23 protein-coding genes are annotated in these 23,308 nt (G+C 69.2%); 6 read left to right on the top strand and 17 right to left on the bottom strand.

The window, feature by feature from the left end:
- Positions 1-14 precede the first annotated feature (14 nt).
- Complete coding sequence (locus tag BLQ03_RS03655) at positions 15-1,400, top strand: dipeptidase (RefSeq protein WP_090752926.1); 1,386 nt, start codon at positions 15-17, stop codon at positions 1,398-1,400.
- A 111-nt stretch (positions 1,401-1,511) separates the two neighbouring features.
- Positions 1,512-1,718 (top strand): hypothetical protein, encoded by a 207-nt coding sequence (locus tag BLQ03_RS03650; RefSeq protein WP_090752924.1) that lies wholly within the window; start codon positions 1,512-1,514, stop codon positions 1,716-1,718.
- A 58-nt stretch (positions 1,719-1,776) separates the two neighbouring features.
- On the opposite strand, the gene BLQ03_RS03645 is transcribed toward BLQ03_RS03650, so the two are convergent.
- From BLQ03_RS03645 to BLQ03_RS03625, 5 genes are all read right to left on the bottom strand, one after another.
- Positions 1,777-2,286 (bottom strand): CarD family transcriptional regulator, encoded by a 510-nt coding sequence (locus tag BLQ03_RS03645; RefSeq protein ID WP_090753082.1) that lies wholly within the window; start codon positions 2,284-2,286, stop codon positions 1,777-1,779.
- Between the two features lie 270 nt (positions 2,287-2,556).
- Entirely contained in the window at positions 2,557-2,895 is a 339-nt protein-coding gene (gene fdxA, locus BLQ03_RS03640) for a ferredoxin FdxA (RefSeq protein WP_090752921.1), read from the bottom strand.
- A gap of 80 nt (positions 2,896-2,975) precedes the next feature.
- Positions 2,976-3,311 (bottom strand): RNA-binding S4 domain-containing protein, encoded by a 336-nt coding sequence (locus BLQ03_RS03635; RefSeq protein WP_090752918.1) that lies wholly within the window; start codon positions 3,309-3,311, stop codon positions 2,976-2,978.
- A 16-nt stretch (positions 3,312-3,327) separates the two neighbouring features.
- Positions 3,328-6,384, bottom strand: coding sequence for a helicase-related protein (locus tag BLQ03_RS03630; RefSeq protein ID WP_425415713.1), 3,057 nt, complete (start codon positions 6,382-6,384; stop codon positions 3,328-3,330).
- 1 nt (position 6,385) lies between these two features.
- Positions 6,386-6,853 carry a tetratricopeptide repeat protein gene (locus BLQ03_RS03625; RefSeq protein WP_245688660.1) on the bottom strand — a complete coding sequence of 156 codons (468 nt, stop codon included), beginning with the start codon at positions 6,851-6,853 and terminating at the stop codon, positions 6,386-6,388.
- 160 nt (positions 6,854-7,013) lie between these two features.
- On the opposite strand from BLQ03_RS03625, the gene BLQ03_RS03620 reads away from it, so the two are divergent.
- A complete protein-coding gene (locus tag BLQ03_RS03620; RefSeq protein ID WP_090752915.1) occupies positions 7,014-7,298 on the top strand; it encodes an SCP2 sterol-binding domain-containing protein in 285 nt (94 codons plus the stop codon).
- A 7-nt stretch (positions 7,299-7,305) separates the two neighbouring features.
- On the top strand, positions 7,306-8,277 hold the full coding sequence (locus BLQ03_RS03615) for an alpha/beta hydrolase (RefSeq protein ID WP_090752911.1): 972 nt from the start codon (positions 7,306-7,308) through the stop codon (positions 8,275-8,277).
- A 289-nt stretch (positions 8,278-8,566) separates the two neighbouring features.
- On the opposite strand, the gene pgi is transcribed toward BLQ03_RS03615, so the two are convergent.
- From pgi to BLQ03_RS03590, 5 genes are read right to left on the bottom strand one after another with little or no spacing between them, the layout of a single operon-like run.
- Entirely contained in the window at positions 8,567-10,177 is a 1,611-nt protein-coding gene (gene pgi, locus BLQ03_RS03610) for a glucose-6-phosphate isomerase (RefSeq protein WP_090753074.1), read from the bottom strand.
- Between the two features lie 20 nt (positions 10,178-10,197).
- Complete coding sequence (gene pgl / locus BLQ03_RS03605; protein ID WP_090752908.1) at positions 10,198-10,860, bottom strand: 6-phosphogluconolactonase; 663 nt, start codon at positions 10,858-10,860, stop codon at positions 10,198-10,200.
- Positions 10,861-10,879: 19 nt separating this feature from the next.
- On the bottom strand, positions 10,880-12,331 hold the full coding sequence (gene zwf / locus BLQ03_RS03600; RefSeq protein WP_090752906.1) for a glucose-6-phosphate dehydrogenase: 1,452 nt from the start codon (positions 12,329-12,331) through the stop codon (positions 10,880-10,882).
- Positions 12,332-12,388: 57 nt separating this feature from the next.
- Complete coding sequence (locus BLQ03_RS03595; protein WP_090752904.1) at positions 12,389-12,934, bottom strand: RSP_2648 family PIN domain-containing protein; 546 nt, start codon at positions 12,932-12,934, stop codon at positions 12,389-12,391.
- Positions 12,931-14,133, bottom strand: coding sequence for an RSP_2647 family RNA methyltransferase (locus BLQ03_RS03590; protein WP_090753072.1), 1,203 nt, complete (start codon positions 14,131-14,133; stop codon positions 12,931-12,933). Before BLQ03_RS03590 ends, BLQ03_RS03595 begins: the two co-directional genes overlap by 4 nt.
- Before the next feature lie 169 nt (positions 14,134-14,302).
- Between BLQ03_RS03590 and BLQ03_RS03585 the strand changes: the two genes are divergently transcribed.
- The gene (locus tag BLQ03_RS03585; RefSeq protein ID WP_090752902.1) at positions 14,303-15,667 is read left to right on the top strand and encodes a glutamate--cysteine ligase; all 1,365 of its coding nucleotides are present in this window, start codon (positions 14,303-14,305) and stop codon (positions 15,665-15,667) included.
- Positions 15,668-15,698: 31 nt separating this feature from the next.
- Here the strand turns inward: BLQ03_RS03585 and BLQ03_RS03580 are convergent, their stop codons facing one another.
- From BLQ03_RS03580 to BLQ03_RS03555, 6 genes are all read right to left on the bottom strand, one after another.
- Positions 15,699-16,106, bottom strand: coding sequence for a DUF2852 domain-containing protein (locus BLQ03_RS03580; RefSeq protein WP_090752899.1), 408 nt, complete (start codon positions 16,104-16,106; stop codon positions 15,699-15,701).
- A 92-nt stretch (positions 16,107-16,198) separates the two neighbouring features.
- Positions 16,199-16,807 carry a TetR/AcrR family transcriptional regulator gene (locus BLQ03_RS03575; RefSeq protein ID WP_090752897.1) on the bottom strand — a complete coding sequence of 203 codons (609 nt, stop codon included), beginning with the start codon at positions 16,805-16,807 and terminating at the stop codon, positions 16,199-16,201.
- Between the two features lie 10 nt (positions 16,808-16,817).
- Positions 16,818-17,093, bottom strand: coding sequence for an HPr family phosphocarrier protein (locus BLQ03_RS03570; RefSeq protein ID WP_090752893.1), 276 nt, complete (start codon positions 17,091-17,093; stop codon positions 16,818-16,820).
- Positions 17,090-17,500 (bottom strand): PTS sugar transporter subunit IIA, encoded by a 411-nt coding sequence (locus BLQ03_RS03565; protein WP_090752889.1) that lies wholly within the window; start codon positions 17,498-17,500, stop codon positions 17,090-17,092. Before BLQ03_RS03565 ends, BLQ03_RS03570 begins: the two co-directional genes overlap by 4 nt.
- Positions 17,497-18,495 (bottom strand): RNase adapter RapZ, encoded by a 999-nt coding sequence (gene rapZ, locus BLQ03_RS03560; protein WP_090752885.1) that lies wholly within the window; start codon positions 18,493-18,495, stop codon positions 17,497-17,499. The genes BLQ03_RS03565 and rapZ overlap by 4 nt, the downstream gene beginning before the upstream one ends.
- Before the next feature lie 33 nt (positions 18,496-18,528).
- Positions 18,529-18,942, bottom strand: a complete 414-nt coding sequence (locus BLQ03_RS03555) for an HPr kinase/phosphorylase (protein WP_090752882.1) — start codon at positions 18,940-18,942, stop codon at positions 18,529-18,531.
- Positions 18,943-19,210: 268 nt separating this feature from the next.
- Here BLQ03_RS03555 and BLQ03_RS03550 point away from each other — a divergent pair, with 268 nt between their 5' ends.
- Positions 19,211-20,806 carry a phosphoenolpyruvate carboxykinase gene (locus BLQ03_RS03550; protein WP_090753069.1) on the top strand — a complete coding sequence of 532 codons (1,596 nt, stop codon included), beginning with the start codon at positions 19,211-19,213 and terminating at the stop codon, positions 20,804-20,806.
- Positions 20,807-21,038: 232 nt separating this feature from the next.
- On the opposite strand, the gene rnr is transcribed toward BLQ03_RS03550, so the two are convergent.
- Complete coding sequence (gene rnr / locus BLQ03_RS03545) at positions 21,039-23,297, bottom strand: ribonuclease R (RefSeq protein ID WP_090753066.1); 2,259 nt, start codon at positions 23,295-23,297, stop codon at positions 21,039-21,041.
- Between the last annotated feature and the right edge of the window lie 11 nt (positions 23,298-23,308).

Raw genomic sequence — 23,308 nt, 5'->3', positions numbered from 1 at the left:
GGAAAGGACGGATCATGGCCACGGATTCCCGGCTGGACGAGGTGCTGGAGCGGCTGGATGCCGGGCTGCCCGAGGCGATCGAGCGGCTGAAGGCGTTCCTGCGCATTCCCTCGATCTCGACCGATCCGGCCTTCGCGGCGGACGTGCGGGCGGCGGCGCACTGGCTGCGCGAGGAACTGGCCGGTGTCGGCTTTGACGCAGCGGTGATGGACACGCCCGGCCATCCCATGGTGGTGGCGCGCACGCCTGCGGGCGAGGGGCGCAGCCTGCTGTTCTACGGCCATTACGACGTCCAGCCCGTCGATCCGCTGGAGCTGTGGAACCGTCCGCCCTTCGATCCGCAGGTCGAGGACACGCCCGAGGGTCCCGTGATCCGCGGCCGGGGTGCGGCCGACGACAAGGGGCAGCTGATGACCTTCGTCGAGGCCTGCCGCGCCTGGAAATCCGTCCACGGCGCCCTGCCCCCGGGGCTGATCCTGCTGTTCGAGGGCGAGGAGGAGTCGGGCTCGACCAACCTCCAGCCCTTCCTGCGCGAGAATGCCGGGATGCTGCGGGCCGACCTCGCGCTGATCTGCGACACGACCATGTATGCCGACGGACGGCCCGCAATCACGACGCAGTTGCGCGGGCTGATGGGGGAAGAGATCACCGTCCGTGCCGCCGACCGCGACCTGCATTCCGGCAGCTTCGGGGGCCTCGCCGCGAACCCGATCCAGGTGCTGGTGAACGCGCTGGCCTCGGTCAAGGACGCCGAGGGCCGCGTGACCCTGCCCGGCTTCTACGACGGCGCCCCCGAGCTGACGGACGAACTGCGCGCCGACTGGCAGGCGCTGGGCTTCGACTCGGCCGAGTTCCTGTCCCGCGTGGGCCTGCGCGAGCCCATCGGAGAAAAGGGCCGCACGGGACTGGAGATGGTCTGGAATCGCCCGACCCTCGAGATCAACGGCATTGCCGGGGGCTACGCAGGCGAGGGGTTCAAGACCGTCCTGCCGGCTGAGGCCCGCGCCAAGGTCAGCTGCCGCCTTGTCGGGACGCAGGACCCCGACGCGATCCGCGCGGCCCTGCGCGCCCATGTCCGCGCCCACATCCCCGCCGACTGCACGGTCGAGTTCCACGCCCATGGCAATTCGCAGGCCAGCGTCATGGACACCTCGGACCCCGCCTTCGGGGCGGCGAAACAGGCGTTGACCGCCGAATGGGGCCGCGAGGCCGCGTTCATCGGCGCGGGCGGCTCGATCCCCGTGGCGGGCGACTTCAAGCGGATGCTCGGGATGGACACGATGCTGATCGGCTTCGGCCGCGACGACGACCGCATCCACTCGCCGAACGAGAAGTATGATGTGGAGAGCTTCTCGAAGGGCGCGCGCAGCTGGGCGCGGATCATCGCGGCGCTTATGTGAATTGCAGCAGGGCGCATCTGCAACATGCGCCTTAGTTGGATACTCCACTAAATCCAGCAGTCATACGCTGTGCTATCCTTGATCTCTGGGCCGTCTTTAGAGGGAGCAGCCATGGAGATCTTCATTCTTGTAGCTTGGGTGGCCGGCATAGTGCAGCCCGGCCAGTTCGGCGGTAGCCAGGTAGAGCGAAGCAGTCTTGTGCATATCGGCGAATTCTCGAGCCAAGACGCCTGCATCCGCGCGGCCGATTTTCTGAAATCATCTCATATGTCTGGTAAAGTGCCGATCATAGAGACGTGGTGTTTGCCAAAGCAGTGACTCCAGACAAGCGAAGGGCGCCCGAAGGCGCCCTGTTTGATCGTTTGCGATCTGGCCCTCAGGCCGCGCGGGCGGTCAGGACGGCTTCGACCTTCTTCTGGGCGCCGCCCTCGTCCATGCCGCTGACGGCGGCGACCTCGCGGGTCAGGCGGTCCAGCGCGGCCTCGTACAGCTGACGCTCGGAATAGGACTGTTCGCGCTGGTCGTCGCTGCGGTGCAGGTCGCGCACGACCTCGGCGATGGACAGCAGGTCGCCCGAGTTGATCTTCTGCTCGTATTCCTGCGCGCGGCGCGACCACATCGCGCGCTTGACGCGAGCCTTGCCCTTCAGCGTCTCGAAGGCGCGGTCCACCAGATCGGGCGAGGCGAGGCTGCGCATCCCGATCTCGGTCGCGCGGGCAGTCGGAACGCGAAGGGTCATCTTGTCCTTGTCGAACGAGATCACGAACATCTCGAGGCGGAGGCCGGCGACCTCCTGCTCTTCGATGGACACGATGCGGCCGACGCCGTGGGCCGGATAGACCACGAAATCGTCGGGATGAAACTCGTTCTTCTTGGTCTTCGACATCATGCTTCCTTCCAAGGCGCGCGCCTTGCGGGGCGCAAAATACCCCCGGGGGGCTTGTCCTCCTGGGGTGCGTGTGATCTGTGTCGGCTGGCTGGGCTAGCAGGTTTCCGGCCGCAGGACAGCTGGCCATCGCCCGAGAACGTGGCCAATGTGACAAGTATATAGCACGAATCACCCCCTTCTTGAAGGGGGATTCAGGCGCTCGCGCGCCAAATCGGGCCTGTGCGCCGATGATGTCGAAGCTTCACGCGATCGTCAACACAGAGGGGCTCAGTCGCCCTCGCCCGGGTTCGGAGAGAAGTATTTCTCGAGCTTGCCCGCGACTCCGTCCATTTCCGTGGCGGTGGGCAGCGGGTCCTTCTTGCGGGTGATCACCGGCCATTGCTCGGAATACTTCCGGTTGAACTCGACCCAGTTCTCCATGTCCGGCTCGGTGTCTGGGCGGATCGCGTCGGCGGGGCACTCGGGTTCGCAGACACCGCAGTCGATGCACTCGTCCGGGTGGATGACCAGCGTGTTCTCGCCCTCGTAGAAGCAGTCCACGGGGCAGACCTCGACGCAGTCCGTGTATTTGCACATGATGCAGTTATCGGTCACGACATAGGTCATCGGGTTCCTCGCGGGCAGGTGCGGGGCCTCACCTATGCCTTTCGCCGGGCGGGTTCAACCCGGCCCGCGCCGCACGGCCGTCATGCGCCGGGCGCATCCGGAAGATCCGGCGCATCGAGATCCTCGTAAAGCGCGCGGGCCTCGCTGGCCGGGCCGCGGCGCTCGCCGGGCGACAGGACGCGCAGGCTGCGGACGCCCCCGGGGGCGGCGGCCGTGACCACGTCGCCCACCTTCACCTCGTGCCCCGGCTTGCGGCAGGGCGCGCCGTTGATGCGCACGCCCCCTGCCGCGATTCGCTCGGCCGCCACCGTGCGGGTCTTGAAGACGCGCGCATGGCAGAGCCAGCGGTCCAGCCGGATCGCGTCCGCCGGAGCGTCCTCGACCTCGGGCGTCCGGTCCCTGCCCTTGCGCGCCATCAGTGTCGCTGCCGCGTCACGACTTGTTCTTCAGCGCCGCCAGGATGGCGAAGGGGCTGTCGGGGTCGATCGGCTTGTCGTTGCGCGGGGGACGCGCCTCGAAGCTGCGCCCGCCCTCGTTCCTGGGCGGCCGGTCCTTGCCGCCCTGACGCCCTTCGGACTTGCCACGATCGCCCTTGCCCTGCGGCTTGCCCTTGCCGTGACGGCCCTGGCCCTCGCCCTGGTCGTCGCGCGAACGGTTGCCGTCAAAGCGGCGCTCGCCCCGAGGACGGTCGTCGCGGCGCGCGCCTTCGGGGGCGGCGGCGTCCTGCGGCTGGCCTTCGCGCGGCTGACCGTCGCGCCGTTGCCCTTGGCCCTGGCCCTGCGGGCCGTCGAAGCGACGCGGGCGGCGGTTGTTGCCGCGCGCCTCGCCCTCGCCCGCCTGACGGCGCGGCCCGCGCGGACGGGGCGCCCAGGTGAAGGTATAAAAGCTTTCCATCTCGGCCGGGGCGGCTTCCGCCTGCCCCGCCTCGGCGCTCTCGGCTTCGTCAGGCGCCTCGCCCGACGCTGCCGCGGCTTCCGCCTCGGCGCGCTGGCGTTCGGCCTGCTCGGCCTCCCAGCGGGCGCGGGTTTCGGCGGCGAGGACGCTTTCCTCCTCGGTCATGGGGGCGACCGACTCGCCCTCGGCTACCGGGGCAGGCTCGGGCACCGCAACGGGGGCAGCCGCGCGGGCCTTTGCCCGCTCGCCCTTCTCGGCGCGATAGCCCAGGCCCGCCATCAGGTCGGCGAACTGGTCCAGCGTCATGCCCGTGATCGACAGCATGTCGGGCGTCGCCTCGAAGCCCGCGCGGCTGTCCTGGCCGCGCAGCATGTCGGCCAGCCGTTCCAGCATGTCGATGCGGATCGCCCGTTCGCCCGCCGGGCGATAGCCCGACAGCGTGTAATAGTCGCGCGGCACGTCGGGCAGGTTCGGGATCGTCACCAGTCCCGGAGGCGGCGATTCGGGAAACTCGTCCGCCCCGGCCCACAGAGCCGACAGCAGCAGCCGCAGCCGGGTCGGCGCGGGCTTCAGCAGCGCGGGCAGGAAGATGGTGAACTGGCCGAAGCGGACGCCGTGCTTGCGCAGGGACCCCCGCGCGTCCTGGTCCAGCTCCTTGATCTCGGATGCGATGCCTTCGCGCGGCAGCACGCCCATCGCCTCGACCAGGCGGAAGGCGATGCCCCGAGCCAGGCCCGTCAGCGTCTCGTCGGCCTGCATCGCCATCAGCGGCTCGAAGCCCGCGGCGATCTTGCGGTCGATGAAATGCTGCAAGCGGCGGCGGACCTTTTCGGCCACGTCCGAGCCCGCTTCCTCGTCCACGAAGACCTCGATGCCGGGCTTCAGGGGATCGGCGCCCTTGACCAGCTTGCCCACGGCAGAGCCGCCCCACATGAGGCCGCCCTGAACCGTGAAGTCCAGTTCCGTATCCGGCGCGTTGTAGAAGCGGTCCGCGCGCAGGTGGAACTCGGGGCGCAGGGCCTCGTAGGCGGCGCGGGTCAGCATCCGCGCCTCGTCGCCCTGGGCGCTGGGATCGGTGCGGAACCGGAACCCTTCCAGGCGGCCGGCGAATTCGCCCTCGACCGTCACTTCGCCCTTGTCGTTCACCTCGGCCACCAGGCTCTCCTTCTGCTTGAGCCGGCGCATCAGGACAGAGGTGCGCCGGTCCACGAATCTTTGCGTCAGCGCGGCATGCAGCGCGTCCGACAGACGATCTTCTACAGCCCGCGTTTCCTCGCGCCAATGGGCTTCGTCCCTGACCCACCCATTGCGCTGCGCGACATAGGTCCAGGTGCGGATATAGGCGAGCCGCTTGCTGATCGCGTCGATGTCGCCGCCGGTCTTGTCGATCCGCGCCACGGCCCGCGCCAGCCAGTCGCCGGGGATACCGCCTTCCTGCAGGAAGCCGAAGATGCGGGTCAGCAGGGTCGTGTGCTCGGCGGGCGAGATGCCGCGGAAGTCCGGAATGCGGCAGACGTCCCACAGAAGCCGCACGTCCTTGGGATGCGTCACCCGGTCGTGCACCTCGGGCAGCGCCGACAGGGTCTTCAGCGCCGACAGGTCGTCGGCCTCGCGCCCGCGCCCCAGCCATTCGTTGCCCGAGGGCTGTTCCAGCGAACGGATCAGCCGGTCCACGGTCCCGAACTCCAGAGCCGAGTTGCGCCAGATCAGGCGGCTGATGGGCTGGAAGCGGTGGTTTTCGATGGCGTCGATCAGCCCCTCGTCCAGGGGCTGCGCCTCGCCGGTGACGCCGAAGGTGCCGGGCTCGGTATGGCGGCCCGCGCGGCCCGCGATCTGGCCCAGCTCATGCGGGAAGAGGGGCCGCAGGCGGCGGCCGTCGAACTTGTGGGTCGCCTCGAAGGCCACATGCCGGATGTCGAGGTTCAGCCCCATGCCAATGGCATCGGTGGCAACGAGGTAATCGACCTCGCCCGCCTGGTACATCGCCACCTGCGCGTTGCGGGTGCGCGGCGACAGCGCCCCCATGACCACCGCGCAGCCTCCCTTCTGGCGGCGGATCAGTTCCGCCGTGGCATAGACGTCGTCCACGCTGAAGCCCACGATGGCCGAACGCGGGGGCATCCGGGACAGCTTCTTCGACCCCGCCCAGGACAGCGTTGAAAACCGCTCGCGCCGCATGAACTGCGCCTCGGGGACCAGCGCCGCGATGGCGGGGCGCATGGTGGCCGAGCCGAGGAACAGCGTCTCGTGCAGGCCCCGCATGTTCAGCAGGCGGTCGGTGAAGACATGGCCGCGCTCGGGGTCGGCGCAGAGCTGGATCTCGTCAATGGCGACGAAGTCGGCCAGCACCTCGGGCATGGCCTCGGTGGTGGCGACCCAGTAGGCCGCGCGCTCGGGGACGATCCGCTCCTCGCCGGTGATCAGCGCCACGACGGAAGGACCGCGCGCCTTCACGATGCGGTCATAGACCTCGCGGGCGAGCAGCCGCAGCGGCAGGCCGATGACGCCCGTCCGGTGGGCCAGCATCCGCTCGATGGCATAATGGGTCTTGCCGGTGTTCGTTGGCCCCAGCACGGCCGTGACGCGACCCGCCACCTCAGACGCCCTGCCCCTGATCGGCAGCCATCAGGCGGGCGACACCATCCTCGGCCTCGTCCTGGTGCGGGTTGATCGCAAGGCTCTCGCGATAGGCGTCCAGCGCACGGTCGGTCTGTCCCATGTCCTCGAGGATCGTGGCCAGCAGCGTGACCGAGGGCCAGTGCCGCGGTTCCAGCCGCAGCGCCTGCGCAAGGTCGGCCATGGCCGGGCCGGTTTCCCCGGCAAGGGAGAAGGCCACGGCCCGCGCAGCCCAGCCGGCCGCGAAGTCGGGCGCGTTCTCGGTCAGCGCGGTCAGGTGGCCGATGGCGGCCGGCACGTCGCCCGCGTCCAGCGCCGCCTCGCCCCGCATCAGCAGCAGGTCGAGGGCGGCCGAGCCCGAGCGCGACCAGATCCGCTCGATGTCGGACTGCGCCCGCATCCATCCGTCCCCCTGCTGCGAGGACAATTCGCTGAAAAGTGAATCCATTTCTTCCGGGCTTTGTGCAGCCAATGGCGCTGCCGTTAACAGGATCGACAGCAGTGCCGCGCCAAATGCCGTGGCGGCAGAGTGGAACTGGGTCAACGGCGCGCGCATATGAACGATGTAAGCATTCCCGCGCCGCGGCGCCAGATTTGGGGAGATATTGATGAGTGCAGTCATTGAAGGGGCCGTCAAGGCGCTGGGGGCGCGGATTTCGTCCTTTGACGGTTCGGCCAAGTTCGTGGTGGAAGGCGAAGGCGCCATCATGATCGACGAACAGGGCGTGCGCGCGGGCGACGAGCCGGCCGAGGTCACGCTGACCGCCAACCGCGACACGTTCGAGGGCATCCTGAACGGCGACACCAACCCGACCATGGCCTACATGACGGGCAAGCTGAAGATCGACGGCTCGCTTCCGGCCGCGATGAAGCTGGGCGCGGCCCTGTCCTGACGCCCCCATGGACACAGAGGCCCCGGCGATCCGGCAGGCGGGCTTCCAGCCCGCGCCTCTGAACCACCTGCCCGGCGAGGCACCCTCGCCGGGACAGGCCTTCTTCCTTCGGACCGAGGACGGCCTGCGCCTGCGGCTGGGCTTGTGGGAACCCGAGGGACAGGCCACCGGAACGGTGCTGCTGTTCCAGGGCCGCACCGAGTATCTCGAGAAATATACCTCCATCGCCGCGCGGCTTGTGGCCGAGGGCTTCGCCGTCCTGGCGATCGACTGGCGCGGACAGGGGATGTCCGACCGCCTGCTGCCAGATCCCCGCGCGGGCCACATCCGGGACTTTGCGGATTACCAGACCGACGTCGTCGAGATGGTGGTGGCCGCGGACACCCTGGCACTGCCCCGCCCCTGGCACCTGCTCGCGCATTCGATGGGCGGCTGCATCGGCCTGGCCGCGCTGCTGAACGGGCTGCCGGTGCAGACGGCAGCCTTTTCCGCGCCGATGTGGGGACTGCACCATCCGCGCGTTCCTGATGCGGTCATCACCGGGCTGACGGGGACCGCGCGGCGGCTGGGCCGGGCGGACCTGACCGCCATCGGCACCGGCGGGGGCGGCACCTACCTGCTGGACGCGCCCTTCCGGGGCAACGCGCTGACGGGCGACCCGCTGCAATGGGCCCGTCTGGTCGCGCAGGCGGGAAGCTGGCCCGACCTGACGCTGGGCGGCGCGACCTATGCCTGGATCGCCGCTGCCCGCGCGGAATGCCGCCGCCTCGCCGCCCTGCCCTCGCCCGACCTGCCCGCGCTGATCGGCCGTGGCGGCGCCGAGGCGGTCGTATCGCGCCGGGCGGTGCAGGAGCGAGCCGCCGCCTGGGCGGGGGCGCAACTGCTCGACCTGCCGGGTGCGCGGCACGAATTGATGTTCGAATCCGCCCCCGTGGCCGAGCGGTTCATGTCGGCAGTCCTGGGGCTGTTCCGGGGCTGACGCCCAAGGTCGTGCTCCCTGCAGCGGCCCGGTGGTGTCCGGGTCATCAGGACGCAGGTCCCGCAAGGCGCCCATGCTCCGACGCCCCGTGCTTGTTACCGTTGAAGAGGCATCTGGTCAGAAAGACGCCCAAGGCTCCTCCGGTTCAGCCCGGAAAGCCCCTGCGGCTTTGTCCTGATCCAAGCACCCATGCGACCGTGCTGCCCGCTGCAAAGCTCGCCACCGGGACACTCGCGCCACAAGCAAAGGTCCGGCAGAACGCACGCGGCCGAGCGGCCCTGTGACCCCCTCACCCGTCGCCGCGCACCCCGCGGATATGCGCGACCAGCGCCAGGGTCGAGGCATCCTGCCCGTCCGCGTCACCGCCATCCAGCAGGGGCCCGAGCTTCAGGGCCAGTTCCTTGCCGAGTTCCACCCCCCACTGGTCGAAGCTGTTGATCCCCAAGATCACGCCCTCGACAAAGACGCGATGTTCATACAGCGCCACGATCTGGCCCAGGGTGAAGGGCGTCAGCGCCTCGATCACCAGCGTGGTCGAGGGGCGGTTGCCCGGGAAGACACGGTGGCGGGCCTGCCGCTCGGCCTCGGCCTCGGGCAGCCCCTTGCCCGCCATCAGCGCCCGCGCCTCCTCCAGCGAACGGCCGCGCAGCAGGGCGCCGCTCTGCGCGAGGCAGTTGGCGATCAGCAGCTTCTGCTGGTGGTCGAGGTCGGGCTCGTGCCCGCGCGCGGCGACGATGAACTCGCAGGGGACGACCTGAGTGCCCTGGTGGATCAGCTGGTAGAAGGCGTGCTGGCCGTTGGTGCCCGGCTCTCCCCAAACGATGGGGCCGGACGGACGGTCGAGGTCCGCGCCATCCATCGTGACGCGCTTGCCGTTCGATTCCATCTCGAGCTGCTGCAGATAGGCGGGCAGGCGCAGCAGGCGGTTGGCATAGGGAAGGACCGCGCGGGTCGGATAGCCGCAGACCTGGTGGTGCCAGACGCCGACCAGCGCCAGCATCACGGGCAGGTTCCCTTCCAGCGGGGCAGAGCGGAAATGGTGATCCATCGCCCGTCCGCCCGCAAGGAACTCGTCGAAGCGGTCCGGCCCGATGCCCAGCATCAGCGACAGCCCGATCGGCCCCCAGACCGAATAGCGTCCGCCGACCCAGTCGGCGAAGCCGAAGACGCGCTCGGGGTCGATCCCGAAGGCGGCGGTCCTGTCCAGCGCGCTCGACACCGCGGCGAACTGGCTTGCGGGGTCGGCGACGCGGCCTGCCATCCAGCGGCGGACGGTCTCGGCGTTGGTCATCGTCTCAATGGTGGTGAAGGTCTTGGAGGACACGATCACCAGCGTCCGTTCCGGATCCAGCCCCTTCAGGGTGTCGGTCGCGTCCGCCCCGTCCACGTTGGAAATGAAATGCAGCCGCGGCCCGTCAGCCCAGGGCGCCAGCGCCAGCGCGGCCATGACAGGGCCGAGGTCCGAACCGCCGATGCCGATGTTGACGACATCCGTATAGCGCCCGCCCTGCCCCGCGATTTCGCCCGAGCGCACCCGGTCCGCGAAGCGGCGCATCCGGTCCAGGGTCGCGTGAACCTCGGGCAGGACGTCCCGGCCATCGACAAGGATCGGGCCTTCGGTCGCGCGCAGGGCCGTGTGCAGGACGGCGCGGCCCTCGGTTTCATTGATCCTCTCGCCCGTGAACATCGCCTCGCGCCGGGAGGGGACGCCTTCGGCCAGCGCCAGCAGCAGATCAAGCGCGGTGTCGTCGATGGCGGTCTTGGACCAGTCGAACCACAGCCCGTCGGCCGCCACCGTGCAGCGGCGGGCGCGGTCGGGGTCGCCGTCGAACAAAGCAGCGATGGGGCGGTCGCCGGTCGCGGCGCGATGGTCGGCCAACTGCCGCCAGGTATCGGTCATCGAAAAATCCTTCATTCAAATCATTCCGCGTAATGCACCATCAGTCCCTTGAGGATGGCGCGGACCGGCGCCTCCTCGACGGGCAGCGCGGCCGCGCGCTCCAGCGCCTCGCGCTTTTCGGGGCCGGTGATCATCAGGAAGGCTTCGGTCGCCGAACACAGCGCCGGCACCGTCAGCGTCACCCGTGCCTCGGCGGCGGTCTGCACCGGCAGGACCGGGGGCGCGGCGGAATCCAGCGCGGCCTCCAGCCCCTCGGCGCCGGGGATGAGGCTTGCGGTGTGCATGTCCTCGCCCATGCCCAGCAGCAGGACCGACAGCGGCAGCAGGGGCGCGATGCGCTCGGATGCCAGCGCCGCGCCCGCCTGCGGGTCCAGCCCTTCGGTGTAAAGCTCGATCAGCTCGGCGCCCGCGCCTTCCTCGATCAGGTTGCGCCGGATCAGCCGCGCGTTGGAGCGGGGATGGTCCGCCGGCACCCAGCGCTCGTCGCTGGGGATGACGATCACCCGCTCCCATTCCAGCCGCGCGGCCGCCAGCGCCTTGAAGACGGGCACCGGGGTCGAGCCGCCGGGCAGGCACAGGACGGCGCGCTCGCGCACCTTCAGCGCCATGCCCAGCGCCTCGGTGATGGCCTGGGCCACGCCCAGGGTCAGGGCCTCGCGATCAGGATGCTCGGTCAGGGTCATCGGGTCTACGCCTCAAGGTTCAGGTCTTGATGTCGCGCCAGCGGCGGCCGTCGCGGTGGATCAGCCCCAACGCCTCATCCGGCCCGCTGGTGCCCGGCTGATAGGGTTCGGGCCTTCCCGAGCCTTCCTCCCAGGCCGAGATGATGGGATCGGCCCAGGACCAGGCGGCCTCGACCTCGTCGCCGCGCATGAACAGCGTCTGGTTGCCCCGGATCACGTCGATGATCAGGCGTTCATAGGCGTCGGGCATCTCGGCGCCCTCGGGGCCCAGGGCCTCGGCGAAGCTCATGTCCAGGGGCACCTGCACGAGGCGCATTCCGCCGGGGCCGGGTTCCTTGATCATGACCTTGAGGTTGATTCCCTCGTTCGGCTGAAGGCGGATCACCAGCTGGTTGGGCTTCTGCTGGCCCGCCGTGTCGAAGATGGAATGGGGCGGCTCGCGGAAGACGACGGCGATCTCGCTGGTGCGCGCGCGCAGGCACTTGCCGGTGCGCAGGTAGAAGGGCACCCCCTGCCAGCGCCAATTGGCGATCCTGAGCTTCAGCGCGACGAAGCTTTCCGTCCGGCTGTCGGGGTTGTCCACGTCGGCCAGGTAGTCGGGCTCGTCCCCGTCGCCCGCATATTGCCCGCGCACGATGTCGGTGGGCGCCACGGGTTCGAGCGCGCGGATGACCTTGAGCTTCTCGTCCCGCGCCGCATCGGGGTCGAAGTGCCAGGGCGGCTCCATCGCGATCAGGCAGACAAGCTGCATCAGGTGGTTTTGCACCATGTCGCGCATGGCGCCGGAATGGTCGTAATAGGCCGCGCGGCCCGCGACCCCCACGGTTTCGGCCACGGTGATCTGGACGTGGTCGATGTAATGGGCGTTCCACAGCGGCTCGAACAGGATGTTGGCGAAGCGCACCGCCATCAGGTTCTGGACGGTTTCCTTCCCGAGGTAATGGTCGATCCGGTAGATCTGGCGTTCGTCGAAGTGGCGGGCGAGCACCTGGTTCAGTTCGCGGGCCGAGGCAAGGTCGCGACCGAAGGGCTTTTCGACGACGATGCGGGCATCCGGTCCCGCGATGCCGTGGCGGGCCAGCCGCTCGGCCAGGTCGCCGAACAGGCCGGGCGCGACCGAGAAGTAGAAGGCCTGCACCACGCCGGTTCGCATCTTTCCGGCCAGCTCGGGCCAGCCCTCCTCGCCGCAGGCGTCAAGGCGCACATAGGACAGGCGGTCGAGGAAGCCGGGCAGCTCGGGTGCATCGGCGCGGCCCGGGTCGAACTCGGCGATGGCGGCGCGGATGTCGGCCCGGAAGGCTTCGTCGTCCAACTCGGCGCGGGCGGCGGCGATGATGCGGGCGCCCTCGGGGAACTGGCCCCCGGCATGGCGGCGGAACAGGCCCGGCAGGATCTTGCGCCGCGCCAGGTCTCCGGTCGCGCCGAAGATGACGAGGTCGAAGTCATCGACCCGGATCAGACGCGAGGCCATCCGCTTCCCCCATCGCTTGCCCGGACGGTGGTAGAGGCTGCGCGGCCCGGCGGCAAGTCAGCCCTGCCGCGCCAAGGCCTTGGAAAGCCGCGGCAGCCGCGCCCGCGCCATCAGGTCGCGGAGCGGCATCGGTCCGCCCAAGGCCTGCGCCTTGGCATGGGCGGCGTGGACGCTGGCGGCGACCGGCTCGGGGTCGCGCCGCCACAGGTCCAGCAGGAAGGCGTCGGGATGGACCGCGCGCAGGCCCAGCGCGCCGAGCGCCCGCGAGGGAAAGTCGCGCAGGTTCGCGGTGACGATCATGTCCGCGCCCGAGGCCAGCGCGGCCTCGGCCACGTGCCGGTCGGCAGGGTCGGGCCAGTCGAAGCCCGCAGCCAGAGTGCCATCGTCAGGGGCTTCAGCCGCAGGGTGGGCGGCACGCAGCAGGGCGATCTCGGCCCCGGCCACGGCGGCCCCGTCGGGGCCGAGGCGGGCGGCGGCGTGGCGCCATTCGTCAAGGATGCGGGCGGACCAGAGGGGCTGGTAAAGCCCCGCATCCGCCGCGCCGATCAGGATTTCCCGCAGGACGGTCGGGTAAAGGACGCAGGCGTCGAGGACCGCCTTCATCCGTCCAGCCGGAAGAACAGCGACTTGAGGTATCCGCTTTCGGCCAGTTGGGGCAGCATCGGGTGGTCCGGCCCGGCAAAGCCCGTGTGGATCAGCTGCATCCGCCGTCCCCCGCGCCCGATCCCCCGCGCGCTTGCGTTGCGGAACGCTGTCAGGTCGGCGGCATGGCTGCAGGAGCAGAGGCAGAGATAACCGCCCGGCGCCACCAGCGGGGCGGCCAGCCGGGCGATCCGCTCATAAGCGCGCAGGCCGGCCTCCAGCGCCTGTTTCGCCGGTGCGAAGGCGGGCGGGTCGCAGATCACCACGTCGAAGCGCTGGCCTTCGGAGGCCATGGCCTCCATCACCGCAAAGGCATCGCCCTGCCGGGTGGTCAGACGCGCCTCAAGCCCCATCGCGCGCGCCCCGCCCTGCGCCAGCGACAACGCCGCGGCCGAGCCATCCACGCAGGTCGCGCTCTCGGCGCCTCCGGCGAGCGCGGCAAGCCCGAAGCCGCCAACATGGGAAAACACGTCCAGCACCCGCGCGCCGCGCGCCAGCCGCTGGGCAAAGGCATGGTTCGGCCGCTGGTCGTAGAACAGCCCCGTCTTCTGCCCGCCCGTCAGGTCGGCCAGATAGGTCGCGCCGTTCATCGGGACCTCGATGGGGGCCGGGACGCCGCCGGCCAGGACCTCGGTGCGCTCGTCCAGCCCTTCCAGCCCCCGCGCCCGGCCCGAGCCGTTCATCACGACCGTGGACACGCCCGTGACCTCGGCCAGCGCATCGGCAAGGTCGGGCAGCATCCGGTCGGCCCAGGCGGCGTTGGGCTGGATCACCGCCGCATCGCCGAAGCGGTCGATGACGACACCCGGCAGCCCGTCTGCCTCGGCATGAACGAGGCGATAGAAGGGCGCGTCGAACAGGCGTTCGCGCATCGCCAGCGCCCGGCGCAGCCGCGCCACAAGCCAAGCGCGGTCGATGGTGGCGCCCGCGTTCTGGTCCATGACCCGCGCCACGATCTTCGAGTTCACGTTGACCGTGACGACGCCCAGTTCGCCCCGCTCGGCATCCTGCAGGACCGCCATGGCGCCCGGCGCGAGGCCCCTGGTGCGGCGGTCCACCACCAGCTCGTCGGCATAAACCCAAGGGAAGCCGTGCCGGATCGCCCGCGCGTTCGCCTTCGGCCGCAGGCGTACCACCGGCAGGGCGCGGGCATCGGTCATGTCGGGCAGGTCGGTCATCGGGATCTCGGGAGCTTTGGGATTGGCCCCAGCCTGTGACACGCGCGCGCGGGCCGGGCAAGGCTTGGGCGAGGCCCGCCGAAGGGTTGGCTTGACACTCCCCCACCGTCGCGCCACCTGTCCGAACGATTACGACCTCGTGAGGGCCCCCATGTCCATTCCCCAGCAGGGCGGCGGCCCGATCGAGCGCCGAGAGCAGCTCGCCGACTATATCGCCTTGGGCGAGAAGCCGCGCGAAAGCTGGCGCATCGGCACCGAGCACGAGAAGTTCGGCTTCCTGTGGGACACGCTCGAGCCCCTGCCCTACGAGGGGCCGCGCTCGATCCTTGCCATCCTGGAAGGACTGCGCGACCGCTTCGGCTGGTCGGAACTGCGTGAGAGCGGCAAGCTGATCGGCCTGTCCAGGGCCGGCGCCAATGTCAGCCTGGAACCGGGCGGGCAGCTTGAACTGTCGGGCGCGCCGGTCGAGACGATCCACGACACCGACGCCGAGACGCGCCAGCACCTGTCCGAGGTCGCGGCGGTGACGGAAGGCTTGGGCATCGGCTTCATGGGCCTTGGCGCCGCGCCGGTCTGGGGCCAGGACCAGATGCCGATGATGCCCAAGGGCCGCTATGCGCTGATGACGCCCTACATGCAGAAGGTCGGCACGCTGGGCACCCAGATGATGTACCGGACCTGCACCGTGCAGGTGAACCTCGACTATGCGTCCGAGGCCGACATGGTGCAGAAGCTGCGGGTGGCGCTGGCCCTGCAGCCGGTGGCGACGGCGCTGTTCGCAAGCTCGCCCTTCCTCGACGGCAAGCCGAACGGGATGAAGTCCTGGCGCGCGCATATCTGGCAGAACCTCGACGCGGCGCGCACGGGGATGCTGCCCTTCGTCTTCGAGGAAGGCTTCGGCTACGAGGCCTGGGTGGACTATGTCCTCGATGTACCTATGTATTTCGTCTACCGCGACGGGACCTACATCGACGCGCTGGGCCAGAGCTTCCGCGATTTCCTCAAGGGCCGCCTGCCCGCGCTGCCGGGCGAGGTGCCGACGCTGTCGGACTGGGCCGACCACATGACCACCGTCTTCCCCGAGGCGCGGGTCAAGAAATACATCGAGATGCGCGGCGCCGATTGCGGCCCGCTGAGCCACCTCAACGCCCTGCCCGCGCTGTGGGTCGGGCTGACCTACGACCAGGGGGCGCTGGATGCCGCGACGGAACTGACCCGCGGCTGGACGCACGAGCAGCGCGAGGGCCTGCGCCGCGCCGCCGCCCGCGACGGACTGGCGGGCGAGTTCGACGGCCTGAAGCTGCGCGATCTCGCCGCCGAGACGCTGACGCTGGCCGAGGCCGGGCTGGCCGCGCGCGGGCATCTGGACGACCGGGGCGCGGATGAGGCGCAGTTCCTGGCCGTGCTGCGGGACAAGGTGGAACGCGGCGCGACGGCGGCGGACGACCTGCTGGCGAAGTATCACGGCGAATGGCAGGGCGAGCTGTCGCGCATCTACGCCGACTGCGCCTATTGAAAAGGGGGCCGGCTGGACCGGCCCCTTTGCTTCAGTTCTGGCGGCGTTCGTCCATGAACTGGTCGAACTCGGCCTTGTCGCGGGCCTCGCGCAGCTTCTGCAGAAAGTCCAGGAAGGCGCGGTGCTCGTCTTCCAGCCGCTTCAGCGTTTCATCGCGGTACGCGTCGAAGGCGGCATTGCCGGTGCTTTCGGCGCGATAGGCCGGGACGTGGCGGCTGCGGCGGGTGCAGGTTCCGAACATGCGTTTGCTCCAGATCATGTAGCCGAGGATGGCAAGGCCCACCGGCCAGGCGAAGACGAGGCCGAGGACCATGGCGGCAAGCCAGGCCACCCTGCCCCGCGCGTCCAGCCAGTCGCGGGCCTGCAGCAGAAGCTGCCTTGCGGACTGAACGACGCCTTGGGCGGGCAGATAGCTGCGAGGTTCGTAGGCTGGGATCATGGGGGTGCTCCGTTCAGGAATGTGAATGTTAATCACATTAACAATGTTGGAGCCGCAGGGGCCTGCGTCAATGCCCGTCACGAAAGAATCCGTTACTCGATGACGCCGAGGCCGCGCAGGTAGATCAGCACGCCGCTTTCCAGCATTTGGTCGGCCGAGATCGGGCTGCGCGCACCGGGGCGGCCACGCCTGAACAGTTCGACCACGCCATGGGACAGCGCCCAGACGTGGTTCGCGACCATCGAGGGCGGCGGGCGGCGGTCTGCGGGCAGGCGCGCGAACAGTGCCTCGGCGCCCCGGACGAGGGCGGCCTCGGCCCGCTCGGCCGCCGCGGCCAGGTCGGCATTGCCCGCGATCGACAGGCCCGCCTCGAACATCGCCATGTAGAAGCCGGGCTTCTCGGCGGCAAAGCCCAAGTAGGCCTGCCCCATGCGCAGGAAGGCCGACAGCGCCGAGGGCCGGCCCTCATCGAAGGCAGCTTCCAGCCGCGCCGCGAAGTCGAGGAAGCCCTGCCGCGCGACCTCCTCGAGCAACTGCTCGCGGCCCGAGAAATGGCGGTAAGGGGCGGCGGCGCTGACGCCGGCCTGGCGCGCAGCCTCGGCCAGGGTGAAGGCCATCGGCCCCTTGTCCTCGATCAGCGAAACGGTGGCCTCGACGAGCGCCTGCCGCAGGTTGCCGTGGTGATAGCTGTCGCGGGCCAAGGGGCGGCCCTCAGCGGCCTTCGCCGAAGTAGCTGTCCACCAGTTCGGCCAGCGCCTGCATCAGCGGCCCGGCCTCGGGGCCACTGGTTGTGACGCGGATGGTGCTGCCGCGCGGGGCGACCAGCATCAGCAGGCCCATGATCGAATCGCCCGACACCGTCTCGCCGTCCTTTTCCACCATGGCGCGGGCGTCGAAGCGTTCCACCGTCTCGGCAAAGCGGGCCGAGGCGCGGGCGTGCAGTCCCTTTTCGTTGACGATCCGCAGTTCGCGGCTGAACTCGGTCACAGCGCGGCCCGGACCGGCGAAGGTTCGGGGGCGTAGCAGTCGATGTACTTGCGTCCCGCCTCGGCGGCGAGAACCGCGGCCTCCTCGACCGCAAGGTGGCGCGACTTGGCCAGCTTGACCAGCATGGGCAGGTTGGCGCCGTAAAGGATGCGGCGGCGCGCGGGCAGGCAGGCCGGCATCGACAGGTTCGACGGCGAGCCGCCGAACAGGTCGGTGACGATCACGACGCCATCGCCCGTGTCCACGTCGTTCGCGGCCTGGCAGATCTCGTCCTGCTTGGCGGCACGGTCGTGGTTATCCTCGATGGTGACGGCCCGAAGGCCGGTCTGGGGTCCGACCACATGCTGGACGGCGGCGACATATTCGCGCGCCAGCCCCCCATGTGCGACGATGACGATTCCGATCAACTGCCTTCCACCATTCGCAACGGCCCGCCGCCCGCCGATCCGCCGGACACCCCCGGCTGTTCTGAGCGGGTCGGGTCGGCCGGTCGCAGCGCCGAGGCGCGACGTTCCAATTCCCGGTGTCGTTTTGACACCTGCCAGCCCTCTTTCGCAAGCGCGTCGGCCATCAGCTCCACCAAAGTGACGGAACGATGTTGCCCTCCGGTGCAGCCGAAGCCTATCGCCAGATGCGCCTTGCCCTCATCCACCTGCGCGGGCAGCAAAAACAAGATAAGGTCACGGACCTGCCCGAAGAAGGCCCGGAACCGGGGATCTGCCGTCACGTAATCCTGAACCGGCCCGTCCCGCCCGTCGAAGGGCCGCAAACCCGGCTCCCAATGCGGGTTCGCGAGGAACCGGCAGTCGAACATCATGTCCAGTCCGCGCGGCACCCCCCGCTTGTAGCTGAAGGACTGCAGCGAGACCGAAAGCCCCCGCCCGCCCCGCAGGTCGAAGGTCCGCGCGAGTTCCGCCCGCAGGTCATGGGGCGACAGCTCGGTCGTGTCGATCAGCACGTCGGCGCGCGCCCGGACCGGGGACAGCATGTCGTGCTCGGCCGTGATCGCGTCGGCGGGCGTGCTGCCCTCGCCCAGCGGATGGCGGCGGCGCGTTTCCGAATAGCGCCGCAGCAGCGTTTCGGTGGCGCAGTCGAGATACAGCACCTCGGGCGCGAAACCGGGATTGCGGGTCAGCACGTCGATCAGCTCGATCAGGTTCGAGGCCGAGAAATCGCGGTTGCGCACGTCCAGCCCCAGGGCCAGCGGCACGGGACGGGGCTGGCCATCCAGCAGGCGCGGGATCAGCGACAGGGGCAGGTTGTCGATCGCCTCGAAGCCCATGTCCTCGAGCGCGTGGATCGCCGTGGACCGCCCGGCGCCCGAGGGGCCCGTCACCAGCACAAGCCGCTGGGCCTGCGGCTCGGGGGCATGCTCGTCCGACACTGCCTGGTCGCTGTTCAAGGCCCATCCCTTCCGCCGGAACCGCTCCGGCCCTCAGTCACAGCGCCCGCTGCGCATCAACTGCATCAGTGCGGGTGGAAGATGCGGCTCCATCGGCCCCAGCACAAGGGGCAGCTCCAACCCCAGCAGGAAGGTGGTGCGGAAAGGCGGCAGTCGCTCTGTTTCCGCCTGCCCCAGATCCACGACCTGCGCCAGCGGAACCGGGCCGGCCGGGTCGGCGCGCAGGATGCCGACGCCGCGCGCCTCGATGCGGCCCCGGATCGCGGGCGGGCAGCCGGCCAGAAGGTGTCGGCTCTGGATCCGCAGGACCACCCGGTCGTCGGCTACCAGCCGCGCGCCCAGTCCCATCAGCGCCAAGGCCAGCGCCGACTTGCCCGCGCCCGACGGACCCAGGATCAGCAGCCCCCGCCCCCCAATTTCCACGGCGCTGGCGTGGATCGTGGTCATGGGACCATGCCGCAGGAGTTAACCATTGCGGCAATGATAACGCTAACCATCTCTGGTTGCGCTAACTGCCACTCCTGTTGGTCTATCATCATCATTCCGCCATGTTATAGGGGCCCGAAGCACAGCGCGCCCGATCCAAGGAGTTCCCCGCATGGCACAGACCGTCGTCAACCTGAATCGCAAGCTCGAAGACCAGGGTCGCCAAGGTCTGGGCGACCATGCCGCAGGCGCGCAGGTTGCAGCGAACTCGACCCAAGGAACCACCGGCATGGCACAGTCCCGCGTCAACCCGAACTGCAAGCTTGAGGACCAGGGGATCGAGGGTCTGGGCCGCGTCCACTACAACCTGCTGGAACCCGCGCTGATCGAGGCCGCGATCCGTCGCGACGAGGGCAAGCTGGGCCTGGGCGGCGCGTTCCTTGTGTCCACCGGCGCCAAGACGGGCCGTTCGCCCAAGGACAAGTTCGTCGTGCGCACGGCGGGCGTCGAGGCCTCGATCTGGTGGGACAACAACGCGCCGATGGAGCCCGAGGCTTTCGACCGGCTGCACGCGGACATGCTGGCCCACATGAAGGGCAAGGAATACTTCGTGCAGGACCTGTTCGGCGGCGCCGACCCGGAACAGCGGCTGGACGTGCGCGTCGTCAGCGAACTCGCCTGGCACAACCTCTTCATCCGCCACCTGCTGCGCCGCCCCGAGGCGTCGGAACTGGCGAGTTTCACCCCCGACTGGACGATCATCAACTGCCCGTCCTTCAAGGCGGACCCGGCCCGTCACGGCTGCCGCAGCGAGACGGTCATCGCGCTGAACTTCGAGCGCAAGATGATCCTGATCGGCAACACCGGCTATGCGGGCGAGAACAAGAAGGGCGTATTCACGCTGCTAAACTACATCCTGCCGGAACGCGGCGTGATGCCGATGCACTGCTCGGCCAACCATGCGCCGGGCGACGAAAGCGACGTGGCGGTCTTCTTCGGCCTGTCGGGCACCGGCAAGACCACGCTGTCGGCCGACCCCTCGCGCGTGCTGATCGGCGACGACGAGCACGGCTGGTCGGACAAGGGCGTCTTCAACTTCGAGGGCGGCTGCTACGCCAAGACGATCAACCTGTCGCCCGAGGCCGAGCCCGAGATCTACGCCACGACCCACCGCTTCGGCACCGTGGTCGAGAACATGGTCTATGATCCCGACACCCTGGAGTTGGACTTCGCCGACGGCTCGATCACGGAAAACACCCGCTGCGCCTATCCGCTGGTCGCGATCTCGAACGCCTCGGAAACCGGCATGGCCGGCGCACCGAAGAACGTCATCATGCTGACCTCGGACGCCTATGGCGTGATGCCGCCGATCGCGCGGCTGACGCCCCAGCAGGCGATGTACCACTTCCTGTCGGGCTTCACCTCGAAGACGCCGGGGACCGAGGACGGCGTGGTGGAACCGCAGCCGACCTTCTCGACCTGCTTTGGCGCGCCCTTCATGCCGCGCCGCCCCGAGGAGTACGGCAAGCTGCTGGAGGAGCGGATCCAGAAGTCGGGCGCGACCTGCTGGCTGGTCAACACCGGCTGGACCGGCGGCCCCTTCGGCACCGGCAAGCGCATGCCGATCAAGGCCACCCGCGCCCTGCTGAGCGCAGCGCTGGACGGCTCGCTGAACAATGTCGAGTTCCGGAAGGACCCGAACTTCGGCTTCGAGGTCCCGGTCTCGGTGCCGGGCGTCGAAGACAAGCTGCTGGACCCGCGCCAGACTTGGGCGGACGGTGCCGCCTATGACGCACAGGCCGAGAAGCTGAAGGGCATGTTCCGCGAGAACTTCAAGAAATACGCCGACAAGGTCGACCAGGACGTCCGCGACGCGGCGATCTGATCCTGTCTTCAGGCTGATGGAAGGGCGGTTTCGAAAGGAGCCGCCTTTTCCTTTTGGGCCACCGCCGGACCGGGGCGCTGCCCCGGACCCCGGGATATTTGCACGAAGAAGAACAGACGGCGCTGAGCAGCGACCGCTCTGGAACGGCTCGCCGAGCCTCAGCGGCTTGAGAAGCAGCCTTGATATGTCCTGCCGCGCCAGAGGCATCCCCCGGCGCAGCATCTTCGAGGGGTTACCGCTTGCGGATACGCCGCAGCTTGCGGGCGCGGGCTTCGCCGGCCTTGGCGTTCTGCGCGTCGCGGCGGCGGGGGGACTTGCCGCGGCGGCCCTGGGGACCCCGGGCGATGCTGCGGCCTTCAAGCTCCACCAGTTCCAGCGTCAACCCGCCGGTGGTGGGGATCGCCTCGGCCAGACGCACGGTTACGCGCTGGCCGATGCCGATCACGGTGCCGCTGTCCGAGCCGACCAGGGTCTGTGCGTCGCGGTCGAAGTGGAAATACTCGTTCCCGATCTCGCGGATGGGCAGCAGACCGTCGGCCCCCGTCTCGTCCAGCTTGACGAAGGCGCCGAAGCGCTGGACGCCGCTGATGCGGCCGGTGAACTCGGAGCCCACCCGGTCGGCCAGATAGGCGGCAAGGTAGCGGTCGGTCGTGTCGCGCTCGGCCGCCATGCTGCGGCGCTCGGTGTCCGAGATGTGCTGGGCGGTATCCTCCAGCGTCTCGATGTCCTGCGCCGACAGTCCGTCCTTGCCCCACTGGTGCCCCGAGATCAGCGCGCGATGCACGATCAGGTCGGAATAGCGGCGGATGGGCGAGGTGAAATGCGCATAGTTCTTCAGCGCCAGCCCGAAATGGCCGAGGTTTTCCGCGTTGTAATAGGCCTGCGTCATGGACCGCAGCGTGCTGACGTTGATCAGTTCGTCGAAATCGGTCCCCTGCGCCTGGGCGAGCAGCCGGTTCAGGTGGCTCGTCTGCAGCACCTGGCCCTTGGCCAGCGCGAAGCCCGAAGCCTCGGCCACGTCGCGCAGGGCGTTCAGCTTCTCGGGGCTCGGCTCCTCGTGGACGCGGAACAGCAGGGGGCGGCGCAGGCGGGTCAGTTCCTCGGCGGCGGCGACATTGGCCAGCACCATGAACTCCTCGATCAGCCGGTGGGCATTGAAGCGGTCGCGGAAGGCCACGGATTTTACCCGGCCGTCGGGGGTCAACTCGATCCGCCGTTCCGGCAGATCGAGATCCAGCGGCTGGCGGCGGGCGCGGGCAGCCTTGAGCAGCTCATAGGCCGCAAACAGCGGGCGGATCACGTTGTCCATCAGCGGCGCGGCTTGCTCGTCGGGCGTGCCATCGGCCGCCGTCTGCGCCTGCTCGTAGGAGAGCGACGCCATGCTGTTCATCATGCCGCGGTGGAAGTCGTGGCCGATCTTGTTGCCCTGCGCGTCGATCCGCATCCTGACGGCGATCACGGGGCGGTCCACCCCTTCGTGCAGCGAACACAGGTCGCCCGACAGCACGTCCGGCAGCATCGGCACCACGCGGTCGGGGAAGTATGTCGAGTTGCCCCGGTGCCGCGCTTCCATGTCCAAGGCCGACTGCGGGCGGACGTAATGGGCGACGTCAGCAATGGCGACCCACAGGATCATGCCGCCTTCGTTCCGGGGATCGTCGTCGGGCATGGCGGCCACGGCGTCGTCATGGTCGCGGGCGTCCACCGGGTCGATGGTGACAAGCGGCAGGTCGCGCAGGTCCTCGCGGCCCTTCATGGTGGCGGGCTTCTGGGCATCGGCCTCGGCCATCACCGCGTCGGGGAAGTCGTCGGGGATGCCGTGCTGATGGATGGCGATCAGGCTGACGGCACGCGGGGCCGAGGGGTCGCCCAGCCGCTCGATGATGCGAGCCTGCGGCAGGCCGATGCGGTTGCGCGAGCCGATCTGCTCGGCCTCGACCAGTTCACCGTCCTGCGCGCCCTGCGCGGCTTCGGCCAGGACACGCCATTCGCGGTCGACGCCCTTGTCGATGGGGACGATCCGTCCGCCCTCGGTCTCCTTGCGGAAGATGCCGACGACGCGGTGGGGCGCGGTGCCGATGCGGCGCATGAGCCGGGCTTGGTACTGGTAGTCCTCGCCCTCGACCTCGGTCAGGCGGACCAGCACGCGCTCGCCCGCACCCACGGCGGGGTCGGCCTTGCGGGGGGCGAAGAGGATGCGCGGCATGGGGGCGGTGCCCTGCCATTCCATCGGTTTCGCGAAGATGTCGCCGTCTGCATCGGGCGGCAGGATCTCGACCACGCTGACGGGGGGCAGCTTCTCGTGGTCGCGGTAATGGCGACGGCGGCGTTCCAGCAGGCCCTCGTCCTCGAGTTCGCGCAGCACGCGCTTGAGCTCGATGCGGTCGCTGCCCTTGATGCCGAAGGCCTTGGCGATGTCGCGCTTGGCAGTGGCGTCGGGATTGTCGGCGATCCATTCGAGGATCTGCTGTCGGGAAGGGATCTGGACCATGGTGTTCACGC

Origin of the sequence: Paracoccus chinensis (assembly GCF_900102885.1) — a bacterium.
In the GTDB taxonomy this organism is placed as follows: Bacteria; Pseudomonadota; Alphaproteobacteria; order Rhodobacterales; family Rhodobacteraceae; genus Paracoccus; species Paracoccus chinensis.
Note: the sequence above shows the minus strand (reverse complement) of the source record. Positions and strands in the feature narration are given on the sequence as shown.